Source organism: Yinghuangia sp. ASG 101 (assembly GCF_021165735.1).
GTDB lineage: Bacteria > Actinomycetota > Actinomycetes > Streptomycetales > Streptomycetaceae > Yinghuangia.
Genome location: NZ_CP088911.1, coordinates 6,019,484 through 6,031,958, shown reverse-complemented (window position 1 = coordinate 6,031,958; position 12,475 = coordinate 6,019,484). Strand labels below are relative to the sequence as shown.

Here is a 12,475-nt window from a genome sequence, read left to right as displayed (position 1 = left end):
CCCTTTGAACCCAACACAGCGGATCGCGCTGCCCCTCGGGCTCCCTCTACGTCAGTGCCGCGCGTCGTTGTGGCGCGCGGGTGGCTGCCGATGCCCTGTCGAGCCGGCTTCCGAGGTTAACTGTACCAGACATTAGTTGCGGAACACAACTTTACTTCCCTTTGAGATTGCGTCCGCCGTCCGCCGGGCGTCCCCCGGCACGATCCCGCGAACCGGATTAGCCTGAATGCATGGCAAATACCGTCAAAGGCGGAGGAAGCCAAAACTTCTTCGCACAGTTCGACAACCGCACATGGGTGGCGATCGTGGTCGTCATCCTGAGCGTCTGGTTCATCCTGGCCAACACCGCGTCCGCGTCGATCAGGTTCTGGATCCCGACCGTCGAGGCGCCGATGTGGATTGTCCTGATCGGCACCTTTGCGGTGGGCATGTTCACCGGCTGGCTGGTCAAAGCCCGGCGCGGCTGACTCCGGCCGCGGACCTCCCGCTATCCTTCGGGTCTGTGTCCACCCTGGCCCGAGGTGTGTCTCCGCTGTCCATTTTTCGCTCCCGGCCGCCTCTGCGTACGCGCGTCGCCGCCGCAAGCCTGGCCGCCGCGGCCGTCCTGAGCGGTTGCAGTGTGGGCGGCGACAAGAAGGCCGCCCCGTTGCCGACGAGCGTCTGCGGCGGCCTGCCCACCGATCAGGTGACGGACCTGCTGCCGCAGGGCACGCTGACGGTGCGCGAGGACCAACGGCCCGAGCCGCGTTATCCCGCACTGCACTGCGAAGTCTCCTCGGGCGACACGTCGTTCGTCGCGTCCGTGCAGCCGCTGAACATGTCCGGCAGCGATCTCGTGCAGTTGGCCGGGGCGACGACCTCGGCCGCGGCGCCACTGCTGGCCAGGGACAGCAGCCTCAACGGCATGGTCGGGCCCGACGACGCCTGGGTCACCCGCGAGTGCAAGCTGAGCATAGGAGGAGAGCTCAAGCCGGTCGGCATGCTCGTCCGCGCGCGCGTCCTCGACGGTGCGCCGTCCGACCATCGGGAGGAACTGGCCGATCTGGTGGCCCGGTTGGCCACCAAGGTGAACGCCAGCGCGAAATGCGGCCTGCCCGCCCCGAGCGATCCCGAGCCCGTGCTGCCCGCCCCCGCGCGCCTGCCGGTCACCGACGCGAACGTGTGCTGGTACGTCGACCCGAACCTGCTCGGCCCCGCCGCGCAGGGCGACCAGCGGGCACGCTGGAGCAGCTCGGTGACGCCGAACTACGCGTTCGGCCCGGCCGTCAATCCGGGCGGCTACGTCCAGACGTGCGACCTGTTCTACGACAACCGGCCGGTCCTGTCCTTCACCGCCGTCGGGGGCTACCTGGCCCCGACGACCGAAGTACCGGGCGAGCGCGGCCGGCTGACGCAGCGCGTGACGTCCCCGGCGCCGGACGACGAGGCGGCGGCACAGGCCGACGCGGCGGTCGGGGCGGTCGTCGCGGCGGTGAACGGGCGGCGCGCCGACGACCCGGCGACGCCGGACACGGACGAGTCCTGCCTCACCGCCTACCGCATGTCCCGCGGGCAGGCAGCCCCCGAAGAGGTGCTGGGCGTACCCGTCGAGCCTCTGTTCCGCGCCTTCGTCGCGGGGGCCCAGGCACCCGTCGGAGACCGCGAGATCAACTGCCCGGTGGCCCCCGACGCGTCCTGGCAGTTCGGCTGAGCACACCGACGTTTCCCTCCTCCTTGAGAACGCCCCAAAACCCCGATTTCCCGACGAAACCCCCTCGCCAGGCCGGGCGTGGCCCGATCCGCCACCGCTCGTACGGGTGACTTCGCCGCCGTCGCTATATCACCGAACGTGACACCCCGGTAACGTCCCGGCGCGAACCCCCGCCACAACGAGGAGCCAACCGTGTCACGCTTGCTGGACGTCAGCCCCGAGGTCCGCGCCGAGATCGGCGACGAGGAGGCCATCCGCCTGGTCTCCGGGGAGACCGGGCCGCAGACCTACGCGTGTGCGTCGTGCCGGGGCGGCGGCGACACGACGGTGGAGCAGACCAGTGCGCTGCTCTACCTCGCGCAGGAGACCGCCGTGCTCGCCTTCGCCCACGCGCGGTGTATCCCGTCCCAGGTCATCCCCGTGTCCGACGCCGCCGTCGAGCCGCTGATCGCGGCCCAGAACGCGGACCCGTCGGGGGCGTCGACGCCGACGGTGATCCCCGGCGGCCCGGTCCCGATCTCGATCACCGGCAGCATGGTGGTCTGCGACGGCATCACCTACGCGGCGCTCGTGGTCGAACCGGGCGCGGCGGTCGCGCGGCCGGGCACGCAGGGGTCGCAGGACGAGTTCCTCACGCTGCTCGGCGAGCGCGGCTTCAGCACGGTCGCGGATCCGGACCACACGCTGCCGCCGCTGCTCGGCGGCTGGTCGGTGGTGCTGTCGGGCGGCTTCCTGACGTCGGTGCTGTTCCCGGGCGCGGGCGGCCGGACCGAGGCGTGGTGGCAGGCCCAGGTGCCGGCCGAGGTGCCCGAGGCGTGGCTGAGCGCGGCGCGCGGCAACGGCGTGGTGCTGCTGTACGCGGCGCCGGTCGGCACGATCGGGATCCACACCGGCAACGACGAACTGGGGGCGGCGCTGCGCGAGGCCGGGCGGCGGGGCCTGCTGGTGGCGGGTTCGGTGCCCCTGACCGGTTCGTGACCGCGCACAGGCCCGGCTGCCCGGGTGCGAGCGCGCGTCCGGGCCGGTGGCGGCCGGCCGCCGCCGACCTGTGGGCGGGCCCGGTGCCGCGGTCGGCCCGGGAGCGCCTGCTAGCGTCCGGTCGATGAACACCGCAGAGCCTCACGACCGCGTTCCCGCAGGCAGTACGGACTCCGGCGGCGGCCGGAGGGTGGACGGCGACGAGTTGGTCGCGTACGACCGGCGCCACATCTGGCACCCGTACGCCGGTGCGCTCGGCGACGCGCCGCTGTTCCCCGTGGTCTCGGCGGCGGGTGTGCGGCTGCGGCTCGCCGACGGCCGTGAGCTGATCGACGGCATGGCCTCGTGGTGGTCGGCGATCCACGGCTACAACCACCCGTCGCTGAACGCCGCGGCCCGGCGGCAGCTGGACGCGATGGCGCACGTCATGTTCGGCGGGCTGACCCACCCCCCGGCGGTGGAACTGGCCCGGCGCCTGGTCGACTTGACACCGAAGCCGCTGCAACGCGTCTTCCCCGCCGACTCCGGGTCGGTCGCGGTGGAGGTCGCGCTCAAGATGGCGCTGCAATACCAGCGGGCCCGGGGGCGCGACAGCCGCACGCGCATGCTCACGGTCCGCGGCGGCTACCACGGCGACACGTTCGCCGCGATGGCGATCTGCGATCCGGACGGCGGTATGCACAGCCTGTGGTCGGGGGCGCTGCCCGAGCAGTTGTTCGCCCCGACGCCGCCGTCCGGCTTCGACCGCCCGATCACCGAGGACGACACCGCCGCCCTCGCCGAGCTGCTGACGAAGCATCAGGACGAAGTCGCCGCGGTCGTGTTGGAGCCGATCGTGCAGGGCACGGGCGGCATGCGCTTCCACGCGCCGGCGTATCTGCGGCGGGTGCGCGAGTTGTGCGACGAGGCCGGGGTGCTGCTGATCGCGGACGAGATCGCGACGGGATTCGGGCGCACCGGCGCGATGTTCGCGTGCGACCACGCCGGGATCGCACCCGACATCCTGTGTGTCGGCAAGGCGCTGACCGGCGGCTACCTGACGATGGCCGCGACGCTGTGCACCGACGAGATCGCCGAGACGATCAGCCGCGCGCACGGCGCGTTCATGCACGGCCCGACGTTCATGGCGAACCCCCTGGCGGCGGCGGTCGCGGTCGCGAGCATCGATCTGCTGGTGTCGGGGCCGTGGCAGGAGCGTGTGGCGGCGCTGGAGTCGGGTCTGCGCACGGGGTTGGCACCGGCGCGGGAGCTGCCGCAGGTGGCGGATGTGCGGGTGCTCGGCGGAATCGGCGTGATCGAGTTGCACGAGCCCGTCGACATGGCCCGGGTGCAGCCGGCGTTCGTCGAACGCGGCGTGTGGATCCGGCCGTTCGGGAAGCTCGTGTACACGATGCCGCCGTATGTGATGGGCGGGGCCGACCTGGCGGAGGTCACCGGGGCGATGGTGGACGTCGTCGGCACCGTGCACCCCGCGCCCGGGCGGTGACGGCGCCCCCGACCGGTTCCTGACGCCCCGTCGGACATGTCGTCCGGTCGGCGGTGGTGATTTGCCCGCATCGCGAACGGCTTCGCGTCGTTGGGCTTGGTGTGTTCACCTTCGACGACACCCAGCACCACGGTTCCCCGGCGCGCGGCGCGTCCCTGCCGAGGCAGGCCCCCGTCGGCTCGGCCACGCCGATCTTCGACAAGCTGATGGACGAGTGGCAGCGGATGTTCCGGGCCGTGCCCGGGGACCGCTACGGGGAGGGCTCGGGAATCCCGGGGTTCGGGCCGGAGGGTTTCGAGGGGTTCAACGGCTTCGACAACTTCGACGGGTACGGCGGTTTCGACGGGTTCGAGGGCTATGACGGCTATGACAGCTACGACAGCTTCGACACGCCGACGCAGCCGCATCTGCCGATCCTGTCGGACGACGGCGACCCCGGGTCCGGCGACGCGGGCCGGGGCGGGCCGCCGTCGCTGACGCCCGTGTCGGGGCCGCAGGGCGCGGGCCGGGCGCCGTCGCGCTGAGCGGGCGCCCGGCGCGGCGGCCCGCGGGCCCGTACGGCTCCGATCCGCCGCCCGGGTCGCGGACGCGGTCGCCGCCGTACGGCCGCCGCGTCAGCGGCCGGGCTTGCGCGACCGCTTCTCGCGGACCTTCATGCGGATCTCGATCGGCGTGCCGGGGAAGCCGAACTCCTCGCGGAGGCGGCGTTCGACGAAGCGGCGGTAGCCGGCCTCCAGGAAGCCCGACGTGAACAGGACGAAGCGCGGAGGCTTCGTGCCGGCCTGGGTGCCGAAGAGGATGCGGGGCTGCTTGCCGCCGCGTACCGGGTGCGGGTGGGCGGCGACGATCTGGCCGAGGAACGCGTTGAGGCGCCCGGTCGGGATCCGCGTCTCCCAGCTCTCCAGGGCCGTCTCGATGGCCGGCACCAGCTTCTCCATGTGCCGCCCGGTCTTCGCGGAGACGTTGACGCGCGGCGCCCACTGCACCTGCACGAGGTCCTGTTCGATCTCGCGTTCGAGGTAGTAGCGGCGCTCCTCGTCCAGCAGGTCCCACTTGTTGTACGCGATGACGATCGCGCGGCCCGAGTCCACCGCGAGCGAGATGATGCGCGTGTCCTGCTCGGCCAGGCGCTCGCTCGCGTCGATGAGGATGACCGCGACCTCGGCCTTCTCCAGCGCGGCGGTGGTGCGCAGCGACGCGTAGAAGTCGGCGCCCTGCGTCAGGTGCACGCGCCGCCGGATGCCCGCGGTGTCGACGAACTTCCAGGTTTTCCCCCCGAGTTCGACGAGTTCGTCGACCGGGTCCCGGGTGGTGCCGGCGAGCGGGTCGACGACCACGCGGGTCTCCCCGGCGAGCTTGTTGAGCAGCGACGACTTGCCGACGTTGGGGCGGCCGAGGAGCGCGACGCGGCGCGGTCCGCCGACGGCGGTGCCGAAGCGCTGCGCGGGGGCCTCGGGCAGCACCGCGAGGACCGCGTCGAGCAGGTCGCCGCTCCCCCGGCCGTGCACGGCCGAGACGGGGTAGGGCTCGCCGAGGCCGAGCGACCACAGGGTGGCGGCGTCGGCCTCCTGGGCCATGTTGTCGACCTTGTTGGCGGCGAGGACGACGGGCTTCCCGGCGCGGCGCAGGAGTTTGACGACCGCCTCGTCGGTGTCGGTCGCGCCGACCGTCGCGTCGACGACGAACAGGATCGCGTCGGCGTTGTCGATCGCGAATTCGGCCTGGAGGGCGACGGACAGGTCGATGCCTTGGACGTCCTTCTCCCAGCCGCCGGTGTCGACGACGGTGAAGCGGCGGCCGTTCCAGTCGGCGTCGTACTTCACCCGGTCGCGGGTGACCCCGGGGGTGTCCTCGACCACCGCCTGGCGGCGGCCGATGATGCGGTTGACCAGGGTGGACTTGCCGACGTTGGGGCGGCCGACGACGGCGAGGACGGGCATGTGGGCGTGCGCCTCGGCCTCTTCCTCGCCGCCGCCGAGGAGGTCGCCTCCGGCGTCGACCCATTCGTCGGGGTCGTAGTCGGCCTCCCACGCCTCGGGGTCGAACGTCCCCGGGAATTCGTCGGCGGATGCGCCGGAACCGGCGTCGTGCTGCATGGGTGGCGTCCTTGCGTCGGGGGTTTGCGTCAGGCGCTCGCGTCGACGGCCGGGGTCGCGGCGGGGTCGTCGCCCCGGGCGGCGCTCCGGCCGGTCAGGCGCGCGGCCTCGTGGAGATGGGCGGTCAGTCGCTCGACGATGTGCCGCGATGCCTCGGTGACGACGCTGCGCGAGCGGGTGCGCGAGTCGGGCGCGGCCGGGAACGGCTTGCCGTACACGACGTCGATCCTCGCGCGGAACGCGGGCATGGCACCGGCGGACGTCCCGCGGTCGCCGGTGCCGAGGCACGCGACCGGGACGATCGGCGCGCCGGAGCGCATGGCGAGGTACGCGAGGCCGTTGTGCACTTCGTGGAAGTCCCCCGCGCCCCGGGTGCCCTCGGGGAAGACGCCGAGCGCGTTCCCGGCCCGCAGTACGGCGAGCGAGTCGGTGATCATGCCGCGGTCGGCGGTGCCGCGGTTGACCGGGATGTGGCCGATGCCGCGCAGGACCGGGTCCAGGACGCCGGTGAACATCTCCTGTTTGACGAGGAAGTGCACCGGGCGCGGGCAGAACGCGAACAGCAGCGGGCCGTCGGCGAAGTTGGTGTGGTTGCCGGCGAGGATCACCGGCCCGCCGAGCGGTACGTGGTGGGTGCCGAGTGACCGGATCCGCCAGAACGAGCGCAGCAGCGGGATGCCGATGCGGTGGGCGGCGGCCGACAGCGGCGGTTTGGTGATGTCGGTGGGGACCGGCCAGCGGCGGCGTGCGCCGTCCGCCGTCGGCCTGGCGGGTGCAAGGCTCACTGCGCGGCGCCCTCCGCGCGGTCGGCGGCGAGCGCGAGAAGGTGCTCGACGACCTGGTCGCGGTCCATCTCGGTGGTGTCGACGAGGATGCCGTCGTCGGCCATGGCCAGGGGCGCGGTGGCACGCCCCGAGTCGAGGGCGTCGCGGCGGGCCAGGTCGGCCCGGGTGGCGCCGACGGTGACCGCGGGGTCGCCGGTCTCGGCGTTGCGGCGGGCGGCGCGGGCGGCCTCGCTGGCGGTGAGGTAGACCTTGAGCGCGGCGTCGGGTGCCACGACGGTGCCGATGTCGCGGCCCTCCACGACGATCCCGCCGGTGCCGATGACCGCGCGCTGCAGGGCGACGAGGCGGGTGCGGACCTCCGGGACGGCGCTGACCGCGCTGACCGCGGCGGTGACCTCGGGGCCTCGGATCGGCCCGGCGACGTCGGTGCCGTCAGCGGTGATGGCCGGGTCGGCGGGGTCGGTGCCGGAGGCCAGCTCGGGTTTGTCGGCCGCAGCCGCGACGGCCCCGGCGTCGTGGACGTCGATGCCGTTGTGCAGCATCCACCACGTCATCGCGCGGTACATCGCGCCGGTGTCGAGGTAGCGCAGCCCGAGGCGCCGGGCGACGGCGCGCGACACACTCGACTTGCCGGAGCCGGACGGGCCGTCGACCGCGATCACGATCGTCGCGAGCGGCGTGCGTGTTTCCACGGCCAAGGTGACCCTTCGATTCCATGCGGATGTTCCCCCGAGGGTACCGGGAACGGCGAGGGTCGATCATCCCCGTGGCGGCGGAGGCGGCTTCCCCCGCGGTGACGGGCGCGTACGGGGGGCCGTCCGGTGCGGGCGGCGGCGCGCGGTGGGCGGCGGCGGACGCCCCGGGCGGCGTCCGCCCGCGGGATCGGGCCGTCCCGGCTGGTGCCGGCCGTTCTCGCGGGGGTGTCACTCCGGCTCGGGCAGGACGAGCCACAGCGTTTCGAGGCGGAACGGGAGCAGGGCGGGGCGTCCGTTGGGCGGGCGCATGTAGAGGCCGTCGCCGGCCCGGGCCAGGTGGGCGACGGTGCTGGTCAGCGGCTCGCCGTTGTACGCGGTCGCGGCGACGCGCACGGCGCTCCCCCGGTCCAGCGCGTCGGCGAGGACGAGGCAGTCCTCGGGGCCGAGCAGCGGCGCGGCCTCGCGCAGCCGGGCGGCTTTCGCGGGGAGCGGCGGGGGCGGCCGGGTCGCGCGGGCGAGCAGGCCGCCGGCCCACGTCCGCCAGTCCGGCGGCAGCCCCTGCGGGGGCGGCGGCGCGCCGGGGGACGAGCCGGCCGGTTCCGGCGTCTCGGCGCGGAACTCGGCGGGGCGGGCGACGACGGCGCTGCCGGTCTCGGTCTCGGCGGCGGGCGCGTACCCGGCGCGGCGCAGCCGGTCGACGACCCGGTCCAGGGGCTCGGCCGACAGCAGCACCGTCGGTGCGACGCGTCGCCACCGCAGGCCGAACAGCCGGGGTTGGTGGAGGAGTTCGGTGATCAGGGCGGCGTCCTCGGCGTAGACGACGCTCGCGGCGGAGGCCGCCCGGACCTGGCCGTGCCGCCGCCCGACGCCGCGGATCAACGCGTCGAGCGGCGTCGGGAGTTCGTTGACGGCGTGGGCGGCGAGGTCGGCGAGCAGTCCGGCGGCGGTGCCGCCCGCGTCCAGGTGGCGGCGTACCGAGTCCTCGGTGAACCGCCAGACCTGGTCGGTGCCCTGGGCTTCGGCGCAGCCTCCGAGCAGGCGGGCGAGTCCGGCGGTCGGTGTTCCGGTGACGACCGCGGTCAGGTCGGGGTGGAGCCGGGCGCGGTCGGCCGCGGGCGGGAGCAGTTCCTCGGCCGCCGCGAGCAGGGCGTGCGCGCCGTGTTGCGCGGCGATGCCGTGGCCGAGGGGGGTGAGGGCGCCGGCGGCCACCAGCCCGAGGGCCGCGGCCTCGTGGAGGGCGGTCGCCGTGAAGGCCGGCGCGTCGAAGCGCCCCCGGTACGCGTGTGCGATCTCGTCGGCGGTCTCCGCGCACTCCGCGCACGCGCACGGCGACCCCGGCCCGGTGGGACCGGCGGGACCGGTGGGACCGGTGGGACCGGCGGGTAAGGGGTCGGCGTCGTCCGGGTGCGGGGTGCGCCGCGTGCGGTCGGCCGGGCCGGCGGGGGGCGTGTGGCCGGCGGGGTCGGTACCGGGCAGGAGCCGGTGGCGGCCGGTGGCCGGGGCGGCCCCGCACAGGTGCCGGGCGTTGTCGGCCGGGACCGGTGCGGGAACGAGGCCGCGGTTCCGGGCGGGAAGCGACACCAGCACCGGTTCGGGCACGTGATCGGGGTGGTCGGGGCGGTCGGAGTGATCGGGGTGGTCGAGCCCGTCCGGTCCGGCCCCGAAGCGGGTCGTCGTCGCCGCGTCCCAGACGAACGCGGGCGCGTGCTCCGGCCAGGTGTCGCGGGACGGCGGCCCCGGGGCGTCCGCCTCGACCTCCTCGACGAGTTCCGCGAGGCTCTGCCGGAAGGGGGTCGGGCAGACCCACGCGACGCGGCGGGCGAGTGACGCGGCGTCCGCGACCGCGTGGTCGTCGGCGGCGTCGTCTTCGTCGGCTCCTCCGGCTCCTTCGGCTTCTTCGGCTCCGAGAGTGCGCAGCGTGCGGAGCAGGGCGCCGCGCGCGACCAGGGCGAGGCCGCCGTGTGGCGACGTCCCCGCGAGCGCCGCGGGAGGCCGCGTTCCGGGCGCGACGGGATCGGCGGCGTCGAGCGTGGGCACCTCGGGCATCGTGATCCAGCCCTGGACGAGTGCCAGCAGGCGGGCCGCGGGCTCGTCGTCGAGCCAGGCGTCGTACCCGTGCGTGGGCAGCACCCGGCCGCGCCCGGTGTCGGCGAGCAGGAGCCCGGCCGCTTCCGCGACGTGCAGCCACAGCCGCACCGCGTCGTCGTCGCACCCGAGTTCGGCGGCGAGGCGGCGCAGTTCGCAGCCTCCGACGCCGCCGCTCGGCCGCAGTCTCGGCGGCCGGACGGCGCACGCGCGCAGGAGCCGGGCCACCAGGTCGAGGGCGCGGGCCGCCGATGCCGCGGACTCGTGGGCCGCCGCGGCCCGATCGACGCGTACCGTGGCGACGTGCGGCGGGCGGGCCTCGAACGGTACGCGGTAGTCGTCGCCGCGCAGGGCGAGGGCGACCTCGCGCGGCATCATCTCCCAGCCGTCGCCGGCAGGCAGCAGCAGGCCTCGGCGGCGGAGCCGGACGAACACGTCCGTCTCCGGGCCGGTGGTGCCGCGAGCGCCGAAGTGGCCCCAGGCGGCGGCCGGGTCGCGGCGTACGCCCACCTCGGCGAGGTCGTCGAGCACGGCCCGGGCGGAGGCGTCCAGCCGGGACACGACGCGGCGTACCACCTCGGGCTCCGCGAGGAGCCGGGCCGCGAGCATCGCGTTGGCGTCCTTGCCGCCGACCGGGAGACCGCCCAACTCGCGCACGATCACCTGGAGTTCAGCCGGTTCCTGGACGAGCAGCAGACCGTACGCGGGAGCGGCGAGCCCGAGTGGCAGCGGGAACACCGATGCGGCGCCGGGGTGGAGGCGGATGCGTCCGTCCTCCGGCCAGGCGAGGACTCTGCCGGACAACGCGTCGAGCATCGCCCCCACTTCGGGCGGCCCGCCGAGCAGGCCGAGAAGAGCCTGGGGGTCGACGACGACCACGGGGTCGTCGTCGAGGCGTGGGGCGGCGTCGCGGCCGAGCCGGGCCGCGCCTCCCGGTGGCCGCTCCTCGGCGATCGCCCACAGCGCTTCGAGCAGCTGGAGTTCGCCTCGGCTGAGGAACGAGCAGCCCAGCAGGGCGGTTTCGGGATCGGCGAGGCAGACCGCGACGTGCCGCAAGGTGGTGGGCCGGGGGTCGTCCGGGACGGTCGGCGTGGTGGTGACGATGCGTGCGAGATCCGGCGCGGAAAGCGAGGCGAGGTACACCGCGAGCGAGTCGGTGGTGGACAGCGTCACGGTCCCAGACTGCCAGAAGGGCGGTGGGTGCGGGGAACTCCCGTGGGGTGGCGCAACGGTGGCGAAAGCGATGGCACGCGAACCGGCCGGCGCACCGGAGCCCGGGAGCGCGTCCACGGCCCGCGGACCTCGCGCGACCGGCGCGCGGTATCGGCAGGACCCGGCGGCGTACGGGACGTTCGCCCGCCCCGCGTCGCGGGGCGGGCGCGGATCACGGCAACACCCTTGACGTGCAGGGCCGGTGGCGGCCCCCGAAACGGGAGGCCCCCACCGCGACCGCGGCGTGCGGACGATCCCCTGGGGGAACGTCCGCACGGATCCTCACCGTTGGACGTTCCATCCCTTGCGCCGCAGGTCGTGCACCAGGCCTTCGGCCGCCGCCGGGTCGACCATCAGCTCGATGAGGCCCGCCGGGCGGCCGGGCGAGTGGTCGATGGTGATGTCCTCGATGTTGACCGCCGACGCTCCGACATCCGCGAACAGGCGGGCCAGCTCCCCGGGTTGGTCGCCGACCACGACGGGCACCGCCTCGTAGCGCGCGGCCGGGGCGCCGTGCTTGCCGGGGATCCGAGCGTGCCCGGCGTTGCCCCGCCGCAGGATGCCGGTGACGCCGTCGACACCGCCGCTCCGCTTGGCCTCGTCCTCGGCGGCCAACGCCCGCAGCGCGGCGATCGTTTCGCCCAGGTCGTCGGCCAAACCGGCGAGCACATCGGCCACGGCCGTCGCGTTGGCGCCCAGGATCTCGATCCACAGCCCGGGGTCCGAGCCCGCGATGCGCGTCACGTCGCGCACCCCTTGGCCGGCGAGGCGGGTCGCGGTGTCGGCGGCGCCTTCGAGCCGTGCGGCCATCAGCGCGGACACCAGGTGGGGTGCGTGCGAGACCAGGGCGACCGCGTGGTCGTGGGCGCGCGGTTCCATCACCACCGGAACCGCGCGGCACAGCGCGACCATCTCCAGCGCGCGGTTGAGCGTCTCGGTGTCGGTCTCCTTCGACGGCGTCAGCACCCACGGGCGTCCGTCGAACAGATCCGCGCGCGCGGCCAGCGGGCCGGACCGCTCGCGACCGGCCAGCGGGTGCCCGCCGATGTAGCGCGCGACGTCGCAGCCCAGCTCCTCGATGTCGCGCAGCGGCTGCTCCTTGACGCTGCCGACATCGGTGTAGCTGTGCGCCAGATCGGCCTGCTGGCACTGGCGGAGCGTGGCACCGATGCGGGCGGGCGGCACCGCGAGCACCGCGAGGTCGACGGGGCCGGGCGGCGTCTCGGCGAGGCCGCCCCCGAGCGCGGCGGCGGTGCGGACCGCGGTCACGTCGGTGTCCCGCAGGTAGACGGTCACTCCCTGGGCGGTGAGGGCCAGGGCCACGGAGGTCCCGATCAGTCCGGTGCCGACGACGGCGGCGGTGCGCATGGCGAGACTCCGTTGGCAGGTGGGGCGACCGGACGCGGCCGGTGTTCTCCCCCAGGCTATCCCCGGCGGGTCGGCCGGGA

General features: G+C 74.5%; 10 protein-coding genes. 5 read left to right on the top strand and 5 right to left on the bottom strand.

Annotation, left to right across the window (positions count from 1 at the left end; genetic code table 11):
* Positions 1-230 precede the first annotated feature (230 nt).
* From LO772_RS25865 to LO772_RS25845, 5 genes are all read left to right on the top strand, one after another.
* On the top strand, positions 231-467 hold the full coding sequence (locus tag LO772_RS25865) for a lipopolysaccharide assembly protein LapA domain-containing protein (RefSeq protein WP_231774429.1): 237 nt from the start codon (positions 231-233) through the stop codon (positions 465-467).
* A 35-nt stretch (positions 468-502) separates the two neighbouring features.
* Positions 503-1,690: a hypothetical protein gene (locus LO772_RS25860; protein WP_231774428.1), complete on the top strand. Its 1,188-nt coding sequence runs from the start codon at positions 503-505 to the stop codon at positions 1,688-1,690.
* Positions 1,691-1,882: 192 nt separating this feature from the next.
* Complete coding sequence (locus tag LO772_RS25855) at positions 1,883-2,668, top strand: hypothetical protein (RefSeq protein ID WP_231774427.1); 786 nt, start codon at positions 1,883-1,885, stop codon at positions 2,666-2,668.
* A 124-nt stretch (positions 2,669-2,792) separates the two neighbouring features.
* A complete protein-coding gene (gene bioA / locus LO772_RS25850; protein WP_231774426.1) occupies positions 2,793-4,154 on the top strand; it encodes an adenosylmethionine--8-amino-7-oxononanoate transaminase in 1,362 nt (453 codons plus the stop codon).
* Between the two features lie 101 nt (positions 4,155-4,255).
* Positions 4,256-4,678: a hypothetical protein gene (locus tag LO772_RS25845; protein ID WP_231774425.1), complete on the top strand. Its 423-nt coding sequence runs from the start codon at positions 4,256-4,258 to the stop codon at positions 4,676-4,678.
* Positions 4,679-4,768: 90 nt separating this feature from the next.
* Here the strand turns inward: LO772_RS25845 and der are convergent, their stop codons facing one another.
* The 5 genes from der to LO772_RS25820 all read right to left on the bottom strand — a co-directional run bounded on the left by der (position 4,769) and on the right by LO772_RS25820 (position 12,395).
* Complete coding sequence (gene der, locus LO772_RS25840; RefSeq protein ID WP_231774424.1) at positions 4,769-6,250, bottom strand: ribosome biogenesis GTPase Der; 1,482 nt, start codon at positions 6,248-6,250, stop codon at positions 4,769-4,771.
* 29 nt (positions 6,251-6,279) lie between these two features.
* Positions 6,280-7,035 carry a lysophospholipid acyltransferase family protein gene (locus LO772_RS25835; RefSeq protein ID WP_443089318.1) on the bottom strand — a complete coding sequence of 252 codons (756 nt, stop codon included), beginning with the start codon at positions 7,033-7,035 and terminating at the stop codon, positions 6,280-6,282.
* A complete protein-coding gene (gene cmk / locus LO772_RS25830) occupies positions 7,032-7,727 on the bottom strand; it encodes a (d)CMP kinase (protein WP_231774423.1) in 696 nt (231 codons plus the stop codon). Before cmk ends, LO772_RS25835 begins: the two co-directional genes overlap by 4 nt.
* 231 nt (positions 7,728-7,958) lie before the next feature.
* The gene (locus tag LO772_RS25825; protein WP_231774422.1) at positions 7,959-10,988 is read right to left on the bottom strand and encodes a helicase-associated domain-containing protein; all 3,030 of its coding nucleotides are present in this window, start codon (positions 10,986-10,988) and stop codon (positions 7,959-7,961) included.
* Between the two features lie 321 nt (positions 10,989-11,309).
* A complete protein-coding gene (locus tag LO772_RS25820; RefSeq protein WP_231774421.1) occupies positions 11,310-12,395 on the bottom strand; it encodes a prephenate dehydrogenase in 1,086 nt (361 codons plus the stop codon).
* Positions 12,396-12,475: the final 80 nt, after the last annotated feature.

Excerpts from the sequence above, each read along its gene's own strand:
- LO772_RS25865 (WP_231774429.1), top strand. The coding sequence starts at position 231 with ATGGCAAATACCGTCAAAGGCGGAGGAAGCCAAAACTTCTTCGCACAG.
- bioA (WP_231774426.1), top strand. The coding sequence starts at position 2,793 with ATGAACACCGCAGAGCCTCACGACCGCGTTCCCGCAGGCAGTACGGAC.
- der (WP_231774424.1), bottom strand. The coding sequence starts at position 6,250 with ATGCAGCACGACGCCGGTTCCGGCGCATCCGCCGACGAATTCCCGGGG.
- LO772_RS25820 (WP_231774421.1), bottom strand. The coding sequence starts at position 12,395 with ATGCGCACCGCCGCCGTCGTCGGCACCGGACTGATCGGGACCTCCGTG.